The 15,466-nt window shown below is 69.4% G+C and carries 16 protein-coding genes; 9 read left to right on the plus strand and 7 right to left on the minus strand.

Going from position 1 to position 15,466, the window contains the following annotated elements; all coding sequences use genetic code 11:
• Positions 1 to 9 precede the first annotated feature (9 nt).
• Positions 10 to 393, plus strand: coding sequence for a DUF779 domain-containing protein (locus tag WFI52_RS08260; protein ID WP_336626861.1), 384 nt, complete (start codon positions 10 to 12; stop codon positions 391 to 393).
• Positions 394 to 416: 23 nt separating this feature from the next.
• On the opposite strand, the gene WFI52_RS08265 is transcribed toward WFI52_RS08260, so the two are convergent.
• From WFI52_RS08265 to WFI52_RS08280, 4 genes are read right to left on the minus strand one after another with little or no spacing between them, the layout of a single operon-like run.
• Positions 417 to 1,022 carry a response regulator transcription factor gene (locus WFI52_RS08265; RefSeq protein ID WP_336626860.1) on the minus strand — a complete coding sequence of 202 codons (606 nt, stop codon included), beginning with the start codon at positions 1,020 to 1,022 and terminating at the stop codon, positions 417 to 419.
• The gene (locus tag WFI52_RS08270) at positions 1,019 to 2,191 is read right to left on the minus strand and encodes a sensor histidine kinase (protein WP_336626859.1); all 1,173 of its coding nucleotides are present in this window, start codon (positions 2,189 to 2,191) and stop codon (positions 1,019 to 1,021) included. Before WFI52_RS08270 ends, WFI52_RS08265 begins: the two co-directional genes overlap by 4 nt.
• A gap of 24 nt (positions 2,192 to 2,215) precedes the next feature.
• Positions 2,216 to 3,049, minus strand: coding sequence for an ABC transporter permease (locus tag WFI52_RS08275; protein ID WP_336626858.1), 834 nt, complete (start codon positions 3,047 to 3,049; stop codon positions 2,216 to 2,218).
• Positions 3,046 to 3,951: an ABC transporter ATP-binding protein gene (locus WFI52_RS08280; RefSeq protein WP_336626857.1), complete on the minus strand. Its 906-nt coding sequence runs from the start codon at positions 3,949 to 3,951 to the stop codon at positions 3,046 to 3,048. The genes WFI52_RS08275 and WFI52_RS08280 overlap by 4 nt, the downstream gene beginning before the upstream one ends.
• Positions 3,952 to 4,163: 212 nt before the next feature.
• Between WFI52_RS08280 and WFI52_RS08285 the strand changes: the two genes are divergently transcribed.
• The 4 genes from WFI52_RS08285 to WFI52_RS08300 all read left to right on the plus strand — a co-directional run bounded on the left by WFI52_RS08285 (position 4,164) and on the right by WFI52_RS08300 (position 9,631).
• On the plus strand, positions 4,164 to 5,804 hold the full coding sequence (locus WFI52_RS08285) for an ABC transporter substrate-binding protein (protein WP_336626856.1): 1,641 nt from the start codon (positions 4,164 to 4,166) through the stop codon (positions 5,802 to 5,804).
• A 68-nt stretch (positions 5,805 to 5,872) separates the two neighbouring features.
• Positions 5,873 to 6,961 carry an ABC transporter permease gene (locus WFI52_RS08290; protein WP_336626855.1) on the plus strand — a complete coding sequence of 363 codons (1,089 nt, stop codon included), beginning with the start codon at positions 5,873 to 5,875 and terminating at the stop codon, positions 6,959 to 6,961.
• 1 nt (position 6,962) lies between these two features.
• A complete protein-coding gene (locus WFI52_RS08295; RefSeq protein WP_336626854.1) occupies positions 6,963 to 7,973 on the plus strand; it encodes an ABC transporter permease in 1,011 nt (336 codons plus the stop codon).
• On the plus strand, positions 7,973 to 9,631 hold the full coding sequence (locus tag WFI52_RS08300) for an ABC transporter ATP-binding protein (protein ID WP_336626853.1): 1,659 nt from the start codon (positions 7,973 to 7,975) through the stop codon (positions 9,629 to 9,631). The genes WFI52_RS08295 and WFI52_RS08300 overlap by 1 nt, the downstream gene beginning before the upstream one ends.
• Before the next feature lie 19 nt (positions 9,632 to 9,650).
• Here the strand turns inward: WFI52_RS08300 and WFI52_RS08305 are convergent, their stop codons facing one another.
• Positions 9,651 to 10,787 carry a hypothetical protein gene (locus WFI52_RS08305; protein WP_336626852.1) on the minus strand — a complete coding sequence of 379 codons (1,137 nt, stop codon included), beginning with the start codon at positions 10,785 to 10,787 and terminating at the stop codon, positions 9,651 to 9,653.
• 4 nt (positions 10,788 to 10,791) lie between these two features.
• Complete coding sequence (locus WFI52_RS08310) at positions 10,792 to 12,366, minus strand: MFS transporter (protein ID WP_336626851.1); 1,575 nt, start codon at positions 12,364 to 12,366, stop codon at positions 10,792 to 10,794.
• A 218-nt stretch (positions 12,367 to 12,584) separates the two neighbouring features.
• Between WFI52_RS08310 and rpsF the strand changes: the two genes are divergently transcribed.
• The 4 genes from rpsF to rplI are packed head-to-tail and all read left to right on the plus strand — an operon-like array spanning position 12,585 to position 14,183.
• Positions 12,585 to 12,923, plus strand: coding sequence for a 30S ribosomal protein S6 (gene rpsF / locus WFI52_RS08315; RefSeq protein WP_292860625.1), 339 nt, complete (start codon positions 12,585 to 12,587; stop codon positions 12,921 to 12,923).
• Positions 12,924 to 12,929: 6 nt separating this feature from the next.
• Positions 12,930 to 13,439 (plus strand): single-stranded DNA-binding protein, encoded by a 510-nt coding sequence (locus WFI52_RS08320; RefSeq protein WP_292860534.1) that lies wholly within the window; start codon positions 12,930 to 12,932, stop codon positions 13,437 to 13,439.
• 26 nt (positions 13,440 to 13,465) lie between these two features.
• A complete protein-coding gene (gene rpsR, locus WFI52_RS08325; protein ID WP_005054609.1) occupies positions 13,466 to 13,720 on the plus strand; it encodes a 30S ribosomal protein S18 in 255 nt (84 codons plus the stop codon).
• Positions 13,721 to 13,730: 10 nt separating this feature from the next.
• Complete coding sequence (gene rplI / locus WFI52_RS08330) at positions 13,731 to 14,183, plus strand: 50S ribosomal protein L9 (protein WP_336626850.1); 453 nt, start codon at positions 13,731 to 13,733, stop codon at positions 14,181 to 14,183.
• Between the two features lie 68 nt (positions 14,184 to 14,251).
• Here rplI and WFI52_RS08335 read toward each other — a convergent pair whose 3' ends face one another.
• A complete protein-coding gene (locus WFI52_RS08335; RefSeq protein ID WP_336626849.1) occupies positions 14,252 to 15,406 on the minus strand; it encodes a hypothetical protein in 1,155 nt (384 codons plus the stop codon).
• Positions 15,407 to 15,466 lie beyond the last annotated feature (60 nt).

Genomic DNA, 15,466 nt, shown 5'->3' on the forward strand with positions numbered 1-15,466 from the left:
GAGGACGCCATGACCACCATCGTGAGCAGGGTCGCCGTGACGGATGCCGCGGCGGCCCTGCTGCGCCAATTGACAGCGCAGCACGGCCCGCTCATGTTCCACCAGTCCGGTGGATGCTGCGACGGCAGCGCCCCGATGTGCTACCCCGTGGGGATGTTCCTCACGGGGCCCTCGGACGTGAAGCTCGGCGACCTCGACGTCGGACTCGACGATGCGATCGAGGTCTTCATCTCGGAGTCCCAGTTCGAGTACTGGAAGTACACGCACCTGACGATCGACGTCGTACCCGGCCGAGGGGCAGGGTTCAGCGTCGAAGGTCCGACCGGCAACCGCTTCATCATCCGCTCACGCATGCTGGACGACGCGGAACTGGCGCACTTCGGCCTGCGCTGAGCGATGATCCGTTCGTTACGCGGCTAGAGCCAGCCGTTCTCGTCGGCGACGCGCACGGCATCGGCGCGATTGCGGGCACCGGTCTTGCCGATCGCACTGGAGAGATGATTGCGCACCGTGCCCTCGCTGAGGTGCAGCATCCGGGCGATGTCGGCGATCGAGCCACCCGTACGGGCCACCGCGAGCACATCGGTCTCGCGCGCCGTCAGGGGCGACTCGCCCTGGGCGAGCGAGTCGGCGGCGAGGGCCGGATCGACGACCTTCAGGCCCTGCGCCACGCGGCGCACCGCGTCGGCGAGCTTCGCCGCCGGTGTGTCCTTCACGACGAAGCCGGAGGCTCCCGCCCGCATCGCACGCGTCAGATACCCCGGCCGTCCGAAGGTGGTGACGATGAGCGCCCGGCACGAGGGCAGCGCGCCGCGCAACGCGGATGCCGCCGCGATCCCGTCCATCCCCGGCATCTCGATGTCGAGCAGGGCGACGTCCGCGGCCGATCGCACGGCGGCATCCACGACCTCGTCGCCGCGGCCCACCTCGGCGACGACCTCGATGTCGGGTTCGAGGCCGAGCAGGGCGGAGAGCGCGCCGCGGACGAGCGCCTGGTCGTCGGCGATCAGCAGCCGGATCACAGCGTCGCCTTCAGGAGGAATCCGCCGAGGTCGCTGCGCCCGATCGTGAGCCGGCCGCCGGCGCTCTCGACCCGCTCTCGGATGCCGACGAGCCCGCTGCCGGCGGCGGTCTCGTCCACCGTCGGTCCGACGCCGTCGTCGCAGATCGCGACGGTGCGGGCGGTCAGCTCGATGTGGCAGCGCGAGGCGTGCGCGTGACGGATGAGGTTCGTGACGCCCTCGCGCACGACCCAGCCCGCGAGCTCCCGCTTGTCCGCCGGCAGCATGTCGGTCGAGCCGGGGAGCTGCGCCTGGATCCCCGCCGCCTCGAGCGCGGCCCGTGCCGCGGCCAGCTCACCGGAGATGCTGACTCCGCGATAGCCGGCGACGGTGGCGCGCACGTCGGTCAGCGCTCCGCGGGCGAGTTGCTCGACCTCGGCGATCTCGGCACGAGCGCGCTCGGGATCGACGTCGATCAGACGCCCGGCCAGTTCTGTCTTGACGGTGATGACCGTGAGCGAGTGCCCCAGGATGTCGTGCAGATCGCGGGCGACCCGGCTGCGCTCGCGCTCGACCGCCATCGTCGCCATCTGATCGCGCGTCGCGCGCAGCTCGTTCATCGCGGCGATGTTGCGGGCGAAGGCGGCCATCATGGCGGAGAGGGAGATGAGGATGGCGGGGATCCAGAGGATGTCCTCGTTCCAGCCGTCCAGTGCGACGCCGGCGAGGAGGGAGGCCGCGCCGAGCGCGAGCAGCAGCAGCCACGTGAGGCGCAGCGGCAACACCGCCATGCCGACCAGCACGCCGACGTAGGTCCACAGACCGCGTACCTCCCACCCGGCCCAGGGGAACAGTGCGAACGAGAACACGAAGAGCGCGGCGGCGGGCAGCAATCGGTGCCGCGTCGCGCGGGGTGCCCACGCGAGTGGTGCGCCCACGAGGAACCCGACGGCGAAGACGGCCAGCAGCGTCAGCGGGAGTATCGCCCGCACCGGGCCGTCGGCGGTGAGGATCGGGATGAAGGTGAGCAACCAGATCATCGACACGGCCGCCCCCGTATACCAGCGCACGGCGCCACGCCCGGTGAGGATCCCCTTCACCGTGCGTGGCGCCGAGCCGTCGGTCGGCTGGATGTTCCAGCGCGGTTCGCCGAAGTCGTGCGACGGGCCGCCGCCGGTGAGTGCGGTCACGGAACTCACTGTAGGACGCGCGGCTCACACGCGCTTCGTGTCGCGCCGGAACGCCCAGGTCGTGCCGGCGATGAAGAGCACGAGCCAGACGAGCGCGTTGACAAGCCACATGATGTCGAAGCTCTCGCCGGTCAGCGGCGAGCGCGCAAGCTCCCCGATGCCGTAGACGGGTGTGAAGCGCGCGATCGTCTGCATGAAGTCGGGCATGCTGCTGAGCGGATAGAACAGGCCGCCGAGGAACGACAGGAACACGACGATCAGGCTCGTCACCTGCGCGGCGTTCTCGCTCGGCATGAGGTAGCCGACGAACAGCCCGAGGGTCGTGAAGACGGCGCTCGCGAGCACCCAGCCGACCAGTCCCGTGCCGGCCCACTGCGCGGCGCTGAGCTGGATGCCGCTGATCGCGCCGGCCGCATAGGTCGCGACCACCGCGAGAAGGCCGAGCACCATGCCGGCGATCATCTTGATGATGATGTTGACGAGCGGGTTCAGCGGGGTCAGCCGCAGCTGACGGCTCCACCCCTGCGTGCGCTCGAGAGCGACGGCGGCACCGGTCTGGGTGGCTGACATCATGGCGCCGTACATCGCCATCGACACCATGATGTACGCCGCGACCGAGACGCCGCCTGCCGCGAGCGGCGTCTCGGTCAGCTGTTCGTCGCGGAGGGGGATGCCGATGATGACGTACATCACGACCGGGAAGGCGATCGTGAAGAACAGCGTCCGGCGGTTGCGGAGGCGCCGCGTCAGCTCGATGCGGAGGTAGGTGAGAGTGAAGCCGCCGAACGGAGGCACCCGGCGCTCGAGGGTGACCCGGTCGGCCGACAGTGCGGACGTCGAGGAGGATGCGGTGCTCATGCGGAGGCTCCTTCGGAGGTGAGGGCGAGGAAGACGCTCTCGAGGTTCTGGGACGTGATCTCGACGTCGCGCGCCGCCGTCGCAGTGAGGAGGTGGCGGGCGACGGCATCCGAGTCCTTCGTGTGGATGCTGATGCGGTCGCCCGCGAACTCGACGTCGTCGACGGCGGGGAGGGCCGCGAGTCGAGCCGGATCGGCGCCCGGCAGCGTGGCGCGGACGATGCGCCCGGACACCAGGTTCTTGATCTCGGCGGTGGAGCCGTCGGCGACGATGCGGCCGCGGCTCATGAGGACGATGCGGTCGGCGTACTCGTCGGCTTCGTCGAGGTAGTGCGTTGCGAACACCACGGTCCGGCCGCGCGCGGCGTCGGCACGGATCGCGCTCCAGAACGCGCGGCGCCCCTCGACGTCCATCCCGGTGGTGGGCTCGTCGAGGATCAGCAGACCGGGGTCGCTCAGCAGCGCCATCGCGAATCGCAGGCGCTGCTGCTGTCCGCCCGAGCACAGTCCGACGCGGCGGCTGCCGAGTTCGCTGATGCCCGCGCGCTGCATGACCTCCTCGATCGGACGGGCGTCGGCGAACAGGCTCGCCGTGAGCGCGAGCGTCTCGCGGACCGTGATGTCCTTCAGGAGACCCCCGGTCTGCAGCACGGCCGAGACGAGGCCGTGCGCGATCGCCCCGCGCGGGCTCTCGCCGAAGATGCGCACCGTGCCCGCGTCGGGATCGGCGAGCCCCAGCAGCATGTCGATCGTAGTCGTCTTGCCTGCGCCGTTGGGACCGAGGAAGGCGATGATCTCGCCCGGACGCACCCGCAGATCGACGCCGTCGACCGCACGTACCGCTCCGAAGCTCTTGCGCAGGCCCGCGGCATCCACCGCGAGAGGAGTCTGGTTCTCGTTCATGATCCGACTCTCCCGCGGACCGGCAGCACACCCCTCACACGGGCGTCATCGATCGCCCATGACATCCGTCACGCGTCTCGAGCTGCGCGGTACTCGGTTTCAGTCTCGTTACAAAACCTCCGATGAGAGGGCAACCGCGGCGCGCCGGGTGAAAGATAGCCGAATGGCCCCGTCACCCTGCGGGGCGCCCGTCTCACAGCAGAGGTAAACGAATGGCACTGCATCACTCCACGCGCGCGCGCCTGATCGGCGCCGCATCGGCGCTCGGCGTCGCGACGCTCCTTCTCGCGGCCTGCTCCGGCGGCGGCACGACCGGCGGCGCCTCCGGCGGCGGCGACGCTTCGGGCGAGCCGATCATCGTCGGCACCACCGACAAGGTCACGACGCTCGACCCGGCAGGGTCCTACGACAACGGCTCGCTCGCCGTGCAGACGCAGGTCTTCCCGTACCTCGTCAACACCGACTACAACTCCACCGAGGTCGTCCCCGACCTCGCCGAGTCCGCCGAGTTCACCGCGCCCAACGAGTACACCGTCAAGCTCCCGTCGGGCCTGAAATGGTCCAACGGCCACGACCTGACGAGCTCGGACGTGAAGTTCTCCTTCGACCGCAACATGAAGATCGCCGACCCGAACGGCGCGTCGAGCCTCCTGTACAACCTCGACAGCGTCGAGACGCCGGATGACACCACTGTCGTCTTCAAGCTGAAGACCGACAACGACCAGGTCTTCCCGTTCATCCTGACGAGCTTCCCGGGAGCGATCGTCGACGAAGAGGTCTTCTCGGCCGACGCCGTCACCCCCGACCAGGACATCGTCGACGCGGACGCCTTCGGCGGCCCGTACAAGATCACCTCGTGGGACTTCAACAAGTCCGTCGAGTTCACCCCGAACGAGAACTACAAGGGTCTGCTCGACGCGCCCGTCAACGGCGGCGTCATCCTGAGCTACTTCGCCGAGTCGTCGAACCTCAAGCTCGCCGTGCAGCAGGGTGACGTCGATGTCGCCTACCGCAGCCTCTCCGCGACCGACGTCGAGGACCTCAAGGGCAACGACGCCGTCAAGGTCGTCGACGGCCCCGGCGGCGAGATCCGCTACATCGTGTTCAACTTCAACACGCAGCCGTACGGCGCGACGACGACCGAGGCCGACCCGGCCAAGGCGCTCGCCGTCCGTCAGGCCGTGGCCGACCTCGTCGACCGCGACGCGATCAGCGAGCAGGTCTACAAGGGCACCTACACGCCGCTGTACTCGTACGTCCCCGAGGGCTTCTCCGGCGCGACCGAGGCGCTGAAGGGTCTCTACGGCGACGGCAACGGCGGACCGGATGCCGCGAAGGCGAAGGCGACGCTCGAGGCCGCCGGTGTCACCACGCCCGTCAAGCTCAGCCTGCAGTACAGCCCGGACCACTACGGCCCCTCGTCGGGTGACGAGTACGCGCTGGTCAAGTCCCAGCTCGAGAAGGACGGCCTGTTCCAGGTCGACCTCCAGTCGACCGAGTGGGTGCAGTACTCGAAGGACCGCACGGCCGACGTCTACCCCGCCTACCAGCTCGGCTGGTTCCCGGACTACTCCGACGCCGACAACTACCTGACGCCGTTCTTCCTCAAGGAGAACTTCCTCGGCAACCACTACGACAACACCGAGGTGAACGACCTCATCCTCAAGCAGGCTGTCGAGCCGGATGCCGCGACGCGCAAGGCGGACATCGAGAAGATCCAGCAGCTCGTCGCCGGCGACCTCTCGACGGTGCCGCTGCTGCAGGGTGCTCAGGTCGCCGTGACCGGCAAGGACGTCAGCGGGGTCACCCTCGACGCGTCGTTCAAGCTGCGTTTCGCGCCCATCACCAAGTAGGACACCCGTCCGGACCCCCGCGCACCGAATCCCGGCGCGCGGGGGTCCGTTCCGTAAGGTAGACATCCATGACCATCGACGCTGCGGTCACCGAGCCGCCGCCCGCCCTTGAGGTCCCGCGACGCCGCGGATCCGGCGGGAGCCCTCTCGCTCGGTACATCCTGATCCGGTTCCTGCTCATCTTCCCGACCGTCCTGATCCTGGTGACGCTCGTGTTCTTCCTCATCCGCATGACGGGCGACCCGATCACCGCCGCCCTCGGCGGTCGCCTCCCGGCCGACCAGCTGGCCGAGCGCATCCACGAGGCGGGCTACGACCGCAACATCTTCATCCAGTACGTCGAGTACCTGGGTCAGATCTTCACGTTCGACTTCGGCACGACGATCACCGACAAGCAGCCTGTCGTGCACGTGCTCGCGACGTACGGTCTCGCGACGCTCGAGCTCGTGCTCTACTCCCTCGTCGTCGCCTTCATCGTCGGCATCCCGCTCGGCATGGTCGCCGCCGCGATGCGCGACCGCTGGCCGGATGCCGTGCTGCGCGTCTCGGCGATCCTCTTCTACGCGACGCCCGTCTTCTTCGCGGGTCTCGTCGCGAAGCTCGTCTTCTCGGTGTGGCTCGGCTGGCTGCCCGTCTCGGGACGCGCGAACGTCCGCACCGAGATCGCGCTCGGCCGCGACGGCGGCACCGGCATCTACCTCATCGACGCGATCGCGAGCGGCAACCCGAACTACATCTGGGACGTCCTCTCGCACGCGATCCTGCCGGCTCTCACCCTGGGTCTCCTCACGGCCGGCATCTTCCTGCGGCTCGTGCGCACCAACGTCATCGGCACGTACAACATGCCGTACATCGACGCCGCGCGCTCGCGCGGGGTGCGCGAGAGTCGGCTCGTGCGCACGCACGCGTACAAGCCCGCGCTCATCCCGATCATCACCGTCATCGGCCTGCAGATCGCGCTCATGCTCGGCGGCGCCGTCCTCACCGAGACGACGTTCGAGTGGAAGGGGCTCGGCTTCCAGCTGGCCGCCTACCTCTCCGCGCGCGACTTCGTGGCGGTGCAGGGCATCGTCGCGATGATCGCGATCATCGTCGCCGTGACCAACTTCCTCGTGGATATCATCGCCGCGTTCATCGACCCGAGAGTGAGGTACTGAGATGGCGCGCCGTCGCCTGATCGACCGCCTCCCGGTCGTCCACCAGCTGCGCCAGAGCGTCGGACTCCAGCGCGGCATGCTCGTCGCCGGACTCGTGCTCACGGGCGTGTTCGTCCTCCTCGCTCTCCTCGCGCCCTGGATCGCCCCGTACAGCTACAGCCAGCTGACGGATGCCGACGGCGTGAACTTCGGCGCACAGCAGCCGCCGAGCCCGCAGCACCTCCTCGGCACGACGGTCGGCGGCTACGACGTGCTGTCCCGCGTCATCTGGGGTGCGCAGACGGCCCTCATGGTCGTGGTCGTCGCGATCGCGATGTCGGTGTTCATCGGCATCCTCCTCGGTCTTCTCTCCGGGTATCTCGGCGGCTGGGTCGACCGGGTGCTCGTCGTCGTGGCCGACGCCATCTACGCTTTTCCGACGCTGCTGCTGGCGATCGTCGTCGCGATCGCGATCTCGGGCGGCCAGTCCGACCTGCGGTCGGGGATCATCGCGGCCGCGGCATCCATCACCGTGGTCTTCATTCCGCAGTACTTCCGCGTCGTGCGCGCGGAGGTCGTGCGCGTGAAGAGCGAGGCGTTCGTCGAGTCGGCGAAGGTCATCGGCGCCTCCACCCCGCGGGTCATGTTCCGACACGTGCTGCGTAATTCGACGCGGACGCTGCCGCTCATCGTGACGCTGAATGCGTCCGAGGCGATCTCGACGCTGGCCGCGCTCGGGTTCCTCGGGTTCGGCATCCAGCCGACCGCAGCGGCAGAGTGGGGCTACGACCTCAACAAATCGATCTCGGACGTCGCGGCGGGCATCTGGTGGACGGCGATCCCGCCGGGCGTCGCGATCGTGCTGACGATCCTCGGCATCACCCTCATCGGCGAGAGCCTCAACGACCTCGCCGACCCCCGCCTGCGCGCCCGCCGCCGGTCGGGCGGCAAGCGGGCGGCGTCGCAGACTCCGGCCGACGCGGTCGCCGCGAAGGAGCCGACCGCGCAGGAGTTCCTCGGAGAGGTGCCGTGATGAGCCCGAACGATCAGATCGCCGTCGAGATTCAGAACCTCGACATCACTTTCTCGACCGACGGCGGCGACGTGCACGCCGTGCGCGACGTGTCGCTGGATGTGCGCCCGGGCGAGGTGCTCGCGATCGTCGGCGAGTCCGGCAGCGGCAAGACCGTGACCGCGCGGTCGATCCTGGGTCTCCTTCCCGAGACCGCGACCGCGCGCGGTGCGGTGATCCTCGCCGGCACGGAGGTCGTGGGTCTCTCCGGTGAGAAGCTGCGCGAGGTGCGCGGCACGAAGGCCGCGATGATCTTCCAGGAGCCCTCGACGGCTCTGAACCCGGTCTTCACGGTCGGGTGGCAGCTCGCCGAGGGCCTCCGGGCGCACGGCGAGTACACGAAGGCGCAGGCCAAGGCGAAGGCGATCGAGATGCTCGGACGCGTCGGCATCCCCGACCCCGAGCGCCGCGTGAACGACTACCCGCACCAGTTCTCCGGCGGGCAGAAGCAGCGCATCGTCATCGCGATGGCGCTCGCCTTGAATCCCGCCGTGATCCTCGCCGACGAGCCGACGACGGCTCTGGATGTCACGGTGCAGGCCGAGATCCTCGAGCTGCTGCGACGCCTGCGCGACGAGACCGGCACGGCGATCCTCCTCATCACGCACAACATGGGCGTCGTCGCGGATCTCGCCGATCGCGTCGCCGTGATGCTGAACGGCGAATTGGTCGAGACGGGCCCGGTCCGCGAGATCTTCGCGGCGCCCCGACACGAGTACACCCGCACGCTGCTCGCTGCTGTGCCACGAGTCCAGCTCGTCGATCGGCCGCTGCCCGCGTCGGCGGACGCCGCAGCGACGCCGGTCGTCGAGGCGAAGGGTCTCGTGATCGAATACCCGGGGCGCCTGGGCAGCCCGACGTTCCGCGCCGTGCACGAGATCGACTTCGCGATCCGCCCGGGCGAGGTGCTCGGACTCGTCGGCGAGTCAGGATCGGGCAAGACGACGATCGGCCGGGCGATCGCGGGGCTCACCCCCGTCGCCGGCGGATCACTGCGCGTGCTCGGCACCGAGATGAACGGAGTGCGCGAGCGTGAGTTCCGAAAGCGCCGGAAGGATCTCGGGTTCGTCTTCCAGGATCCGGCAACGAGCTTCAATCCGCTCCTCACGATCGCGGAGTGCGTCGCCGAACCGCTCATCGTGCACGGGGACGCGCGCGACGCGGCATCCGCTCGCGACAAAGTCGACGAGCTGCTCGAGGCCGTGCAGCTGCCGAAGGCGTTCGGCGACCGTTACCCGCACGAGCTGTCCGGAGGTCAGCGTCAGCGCGCGTCGCTCGCCCGGGCGCTCGCCCTCGACCCGAAGCTGCTGATCGCCGACGAGCCGACCAGTGCGCTCGATGTCTCGGTGCAGGCGCGGGTGCTCGAGCTCTTCGGTGAACTGCAGGAGCGGTTCGGATTCGCCACCCTCTTCATCACGCACGATCTCGCCGTCGTCGACCTCCTCGCGCATCGCGTGGTCGTGCTGCACCGCGGTCGCATCGCGGAGGAGGGCCCGACGGCGCGGGTGCTCGGCGACCCACACGATGCCTACACGCGAAAGCTGATCGCGTCGCTGCCCGTGCCCGACCCCGACGCGCAGGCGGCGCGCCGACGCACAGGAGAGACCGGGCGCGACTGATCCGACGCTGCTGGTGGCCTCAGCGTCCGCCGACCGAGCCGAAAACGGCGGTGATCAGCGGGGCGAGGAAGCTCCACGCCCAGATCATGAGGAAGCCGACGACCAGGATCAGCCCGAACACCGAGAAACGCGATTTGAGGCGCCGCCCGCCGGGGGCCACCCCTGCGGGCGGCGCTGTCGGTGGAGTGAGAACCCCCGGTGCCGCCGCGAACGGCAGGGATGCCGCCCCTGGTACCGCCGCGGCATCCATGAGCCGGTCGTCGCGCCACCGCTCCCACTGCGCGAGCTTGTCGAGCAGCGACCGGACGACGGAGAAGAGCCACTCCCAGGTCGCCGCGTCGAGGGTCGACAGGTCGCGCTGGGCGTAGAGGAAGAGCCAGTCGTCGACGATCTCTACGTCGAGCGCGGCGGCGTTGTCGACGAAGCGTGCCATGATGTCGGGAGTGAAGAGGTAGAGCGCGTCGCGCTCGTAGCCCGCCGGGCAGTAGAGCGCGAAGTAGCGGTCGAAGTCCCCCTCGAGGCTCAGTCGCTGATGCTTGTCGAACGACTCCGGCAGATTCGACCCGAACCAGCCGTTGTTGCCCGTGGCATCCAGCACGATGTGCGGGAGAGGGTTCGCGAGCTTGACTGCGACATACCCCCACGTGTGCGTCGACTCGTTCTTGCCCGAGCCGGTCTTGTAGCGATAGTTCGCGAACTCGACGAGCCGCGGACGGTCGCCGCGCAGGATGTCGGTCGCGACGCGGGAGTGCCCCGCGTCGAAGATCATGCCCGGGAGAGCGGGCGCCTTCGCCTCGGGGTACCACGTCATGCCGTTGGCCTGCGCGAAACGGTCGAGGCGATAGGCGCGCAGCGGACCCGACCCGATCCGACCGGTGAACAAACCCCAGATGACGAAGCCGGCCCCGACGACGAGCGCTGCGAAGACGAGCACGGGCACCACCGCGGCGAACCCGCCGGCGCGCATCGACAGGATCGAGCCGATGATCCCGATGAAGACAGTGCCGAACATCAGCAGGAACACCGCGAACACGGCGACGCCGATGATGAGGCCGACGGGGGATGCCGAAGGCATCCGCCCCGACGCCTTCAGCTGCTTCACGTAGGCACGAGCCGTGCGGCGGTCGACGGGTTCGGTCAGCGCGCGGGCATCCATGTCGCTACGCTACCGGCGCGTCCTCGCGGGCGTACCGCTCACGCAGCCGCCGCTCCTCCGCCGGCGACGGGAGCCCGAGGAGCACCACGAGGAATCCCAGCGCGATCGCGATCCCGCCCACGAGGTACGCCGCCCAGGCGCCGTCGACGAAGCTGATCCGCGCGGCCTCGATGATCCGGTCGGCGTAGGCAGGGTTGTCGGATGCCACGTGCAGGGCCGAAGCGTACGAGGCCCGGAGCGCCCGAGCGACATCGGCACCGATCGTGGTGCCCTCGGGCGACGAACTGATGAGGTCGCCGAAGACCCGGGCGAAGCCGCCCGCGAGGACGGCACCCAGGAGCGCCTGCAGGATCGCTCCGCCGAGGTCGGTCTGGAGGTCGGTCGTGGCTGAGGCCATGCCGGCGCGCCGCACCGGCGTACTGCTCATGAGTGAACGGGATGCCGCGGTCATGACGAACGATGCGCCGCCGCCGACGAGAGCGAAAGCGAGAGCGACGAGCCATGAGGGCGTGTCCGCGGTCCAGGCGAGCATCGCGGCGAAGGCGCCCGCGAGGAGCACATAGCCGAGGGTCATGCTCGGCCGCACGCCCCTCGAGACCAGGATGCTCGCCGGGGCGCCGCACAAGAGCAGGGCCGCGGCGGCGGGCAGCAGCGCGAGGCCTGACTGCATCGCGTCGTAGCCCAGGATGTTCTGCAGGTACTGCTGCCCGACGAACATCGCGCCCTCGAGTGCACCGAACGCGAGCGCACCGGCGACGGCGGGCACCCAGAACAGTCGCCGGCGGGCGACCTGCAGGTCGTGCAGCGGCGACGCCGCCGCGCGTTGACGGGCGAAGAAGACGGCGAGCAGCGCCGCGGCGGCCAGGAGCAGCAGACCGCCGGTCGAGGCTTCACCGGGCGCGAAGACCACTTCGACGCCCAACACGAGTGCCGCGACGGCGACCACCGACACGACCCCGCCCCGATGATCGACGGGTTCGCTGGACTCCTCGACGCCACGCGGGACCGTCCGCGCGGCGAGAACGAGAGCCACGAGCGCGAGTGGGACGGGCGCCCCGAGGGCGATGCGCCACCCGACGGTGTCGACGAGCGCGCCCGACAGGATCGATCCGCCCACTGTCGCACCCGCGCAGATCGCGGTCCAAAGCGCGATCGCCCGGCCGCGCGCGGCGCCGTCGGTCCAGAGGGCGGTGATGAGCGCGAGGGTCGTCGGGAACGCCATGCCCGCCGCCATCCCGGTGAGGACGCGGGCTGCCATGAGGGTCTCCGCAGACGGCGCGAGTGCGGCGGCGGCACCGGTGACGAGAAGGGCGGTGAGTCCGATGCACAGCACCCGGACGCGGCCATAGCGGTCGGCGATCGCGCCCGCGTAGAGCACCGTCATCGCCATTCCGAGGCCCGTGCCGAGCGCGATCAGGTTCAGCGTCGTCTGCGAGGCGTTGAAGTCCGTGGCGATCTGAGGGAGCGCGACCGTGGCTCCGGCGAGGGTCAGATTGCAGATCGCAGCCGTGAGGACGAGCGCGGTCAGCACGGCGGCGGCGCGCGGGGGTGTGCGGGCGGGTGCGGTGGTGCCCGGCATCCGTCGTCCTCTCCGGGGCGGGTGGTCTCGACGAGAGCGTACTGGGGATTCGGCCGGGTCCGCGGCATCCGCTAGACTGTTGTGGTCGTCCGTCTGCGCGCGATTCCCGTGCGCTTCGATGGACACGTGCATCAACCCTCCTGATGCCGGGAAATGCCCGGCATCCGTTCTAGTCCGAAGGAGGTGGGTTAGTGACGCACTCACACCAGTACGAGCTCATGGTCATCCTCGACCCCGAGATCGACGAGCGTCAGGTCGCCCCCAAGCTCGACGGATTCCTGAAGGTCATCACCGCTGATGGTGGCTCGATCGACAACGTCGACGTCTGGGGCAAGCGCCGCCTGGCATACGAGATCCAGAAGAAGAACGAGGGCATCTACGCCGTCGTCAACTTCACCGCCACGAGCGAGGCCACGCAGGAGCTCGACCGTCAGCTCAAGCTGAACGAGCAGATCATGCGTACGAAGGTCCTGCGTGCCGAGGAGGCGATCGCTCAGGTCGCCGCCGAGAAGGAGCGCGCCGAGGCCAAGGCCGCCCGCAAGGCAGCGAAGGCGTAACGGACGATGGCCGGCGAGACCGTCATCACCGTCGTGGGCAACCTCACGGCAGACCCCGAGCTGCGCTACACGCAGAACGGGCTGCCCGTCGCGAACTTCACGATCGCGTCGACTCCGCGCAACTTCGATCGTCAGGCGAACGAGTGGAAGGACGGCGAAGCGCTGTTCCTCCGCGCGAGCGTGTGGCGCGAGTTCGCCGAGCACGTGGCCGGGTCGCTCACGAAGGGTTCCCGCGTCATCGCGACCGGCCGGTTGAAGCAGCGTTCCTACCAAGACCGCGAGGGCAACAACCGCACCGCGATCGAGCTGGAGGTCGACGAGATCGGCCCCTCGCTCCGGTATGCCACGGCTCAGGTCACGCGCGCCGCGTCCGGCGGAGGCAACTTCGGCGGCGGCGGTGGCCAGCAGCGCCCGCAGCAGGTCCAGCAGGCGGAGGAGCCGTGGGCGACCCCCGGCTCGGCCGCTCCGGACGCGTGGAGCGCTCCCGGTTCCTACGGCGACGACACGCCGTTCTGATTTCACAACACTCGTAAGGAAAAACAATGGCTGGAAAGGCTACCGGCGATCGCCGCAAGCCGCGGAAGGGCGCGAAGAACGCCGCTCCCGCGAAGGCGATCCGCGTCGGCGTCATCGACTACAAGGATGTCGCGACGCTTCGCAAGTTCATCTCGGAGCGCGGCAAGATCCGCGCCCGCCGTATCACCGGTGTGTCGGTGCAGGAGCAGCGTCTGATCGCCAAGGCGATCAAGAACGCGCGCGAAATGGCGCTCCTGCCTTACGCCGGCGCTGGCCGCTAAGGAGCACCTCATGGCAAAGCTGATTCTCACGAACGAGGTTGCCGGGCTCGGAAGCGCCGGTGACGTCATCGAGGTCAAGAACGGGTACGCCCGCAACTACCTCATCCCCCAGGGCTTCGCTGTGGCCTGGAGCCGCGGTGGCGAGAAGCAGGTGGCATCCATCCGTGCCGCCCGCGACGCCCGCGCGATCCACGACCACGAAGAGGCCGTGGCGCTCAAGGACGCCCTCGAGGCGAACAAGGTCCGCCTCACCGTCAAGGCCGGCAAGGAAGGCCGCCTGTTCGGCGCCGTCAAGCCCGCCGACGTCGCCGACGCCGTGCAGGCGGCGGGCCTGGGTGAGCTCGACAAGCGCAAGATCCACATCACCGCACCGATCAAGGCGACCGGCGAGCACGAGGCGACCATTCGTCTGCGTGACGACCTCACCGCCGTGATCACCCTGCAGGTGGTCGCCGCGAAGTAATTCGCGCACGACGGATGCCGCGACCGCTCCTTCGGGAGTGTCGCGGCATCCGCCGTTTCCGGGGCTGGTCAGGCGGTCATGCGGCGCCGCACGGTGAATAGCGTCCCCGCGCCGAGCGCGAGCAGGCCCGCGGCGAGCGGCAGCCAGGGCAGGACGCCACCCGTCTGTGCGAGCGTGCGCGCTGAACCCATCACGGCAGCAGTGCCCGAGGTTCCGGAGGTACCCGGAGTTCCCGGAGTGTCGGGTGTGCCAGGCGTTCCCGAGGTGCCGGGCGTCCCCGGGGTGCCGGGCGTGCCGGGCGTCCCGGGAGTGCCGGGCGTCCCCGGCGTTCCCGTCGTGGCGTTCGTCGTCGTCGCGTCTCCGACGATGGCGACCGCGTTGCCGCCGATGGTGATCGGCAGGCTGATCGGGGCGATGAGCTGGGTGCCGCCGAGGATGCTGTCCTCACCGCTGGTGGTGGCGCCGCCCGACATACCCGCCGAGGGCGAGCCGCCGGTCGTCGTGGCATCCGTGGTCTCGGCGTCGCCGAGGACGGAGACCGCGTTGCCGCCGATGGTGACGGGAACACTGATCGGGATGATGGCCTGGGTGCCGCCGCCGATGCTGTCGTCACCGCTAGTGGTGGCGCCGGCCGCGGAAGCCGGAGCCGTGTTGCCGCCGGTCGTCGTGGCATCCGTCGTCTCGGCGTCGCCGAGGACGGAGACCGCGTTGCCGCCGATGGTGACGGGAACGCTGACCGGGATGATGGCCTGGGTGCCGCCGCCGATGCTGTCGTCGCCGCTGGTTGCCGGAGCCGCTTCGGCCTCTGCCGCCGGCGCCGCGGGTGTCGCCTGCTCGGGCGCCGTCGTCGTGGCATCCGTGCTCTCGGCGTCGCCGAGCACCGACACGGCGTTGCCGCCGACGGTCACCGGAACGGCAACGTCGATCAGCGCCTGTGTGCCGGACAGGATGCCGTCCAGGCCGGATGTCGAAGCGCTCCCGCTGGGGGCGCTCGTCGCATCCGGCGTCGACGTCTCGGCGCCGGTGCTCGTCGCGTCGCCGAGGATCGACACGGCGTTCGCGCCGATCGTGATCGGTGCGTCGAGCGAGACGAGGGCTTGCGTGCCGGACAGGAGTCCGTCGTCGCCCGTGGTTTCGACCGCCTGTGCGACCGTTGCGCCGAGGAGCGTAATGCCCCCGGCCAGAAGCGTGCCCCAAAGGGCGCGCGAAACGATGGTGTTCATGATCTCTCCTTGACAGGGTGTGTAGGGCGTGCGCGCACGAGCGCGCATCATCGTGCCGCT

Source organism: Microbacterium sp. MMO-20, assembly GCF_037147735.1.
Taxonomy (GTDB): domain Bacteria; phylum Actinomycetota; class Actinomycetes; order Actinomycetales; family Microbacteriaceae; genus Microbacterium.

Excerpts from the sequence above, each read along its gene's own strand:
- WFI52_RS08260 (WP_336626861.1), top strand. The coding sequence starts at position 10 with ATGACCACCATCGTGAGCAGGGTCGCCGTGACGGATGCCGCGGCGGCC.
- WFI52_RS08275 (WP_336626858.1), bottom strand. The coding sequence starts at position 3,049 with ATGAGCACCGCATCCTCCTCGACGTCCGCACTGTCGGCCGACCGGGTC.
- WFI52_RS08280 (WP_336626857.1), bottom strand. The coding sequence starts at position 3,951 with ATGAACGAGAACCAGACTCCTCTCGCGGTGGATGCCGCGGGCCTGCGC.
- WFI52_RS08285 (WP_336626856.1), top strand. The coding sequence starts at position 4,164 with ATGGCACTGCATCACTCCACGCGCGCGCGCCTGATCGGCGCCGCATCG.
- WFI52_RS08290 (WP_336626855.1), top strand. The coding sequence starts at position 5,873 with ATGACCATCGACGCTGCGGTCACCGAGCCGCCGCCCGCCCTTGAGGTC.
- WFI52_RS08295 (WP_336626854.1), top strand. The coding sequence starts at position 6,963 with ATGGCGCGCCGTCGCCTGATCGACCGCCTCCCGGTCGTCCACCAGCTG.
- WFI52_RS08300 (WP_336626853.1), top strand. The coding sequence starts at position 7,973 with ATGAGCCCGAACGATCAGATCGCCGTCGAGATTCAGAACCTCGACATC.
- WFI52_RS08305 (WP_336626852.1), bottom strand. The coding sequence starts at position 10,787 with ATGGATGCCCGCGCGCTGACCGAACCCGTCGACCGCCGCACGGCTCGT.
- WFI52_RS08310 (WP_336626851.1), bottom strand. The coding sequence starts at position 12,366 with ATGCCGGGCACCACCGCACCCGCCCGCACACCCCCGCGCGCCGCCGCC.
- rpsF (WP_292860625.1), top strand. The coding sequence starts at position 12,585 with ATGGTCATCCTCGACCCCGAGATCGACGAGCGTCAGGTCGCCCCCAAG.
- WFI52_RS08320 (WP_292860534.1), top strand. The coding sequence starts at position 12,930 with ATGGCCGGCGAGACCGTCATCACCGTCGTGGGCAACCTCACGGCAGAC.
- rpsR (WP_005054609.1), top strand. The coding sequence starts at position 13,466 with ATGGCTGGAAAGGCTACCGGCGATCGCCGCAAGCCGCGGAAGGGCGCG.
- rplI (WP_336626850.1), top strand. The coding sequence starts at position 13,731 with ATGGCAAAGCTGATTCTCACGAACGAGGTTGCCGGGCTCGGAAGCGCC.
- WFI52_RS08335 (WP_336626849.1), bottom strand. The coding sequence starts at position 15,406 with ATGAACACCATCGTTTCGCGCGCCCTTTGGGGCACGCTTCTGGCCGGG.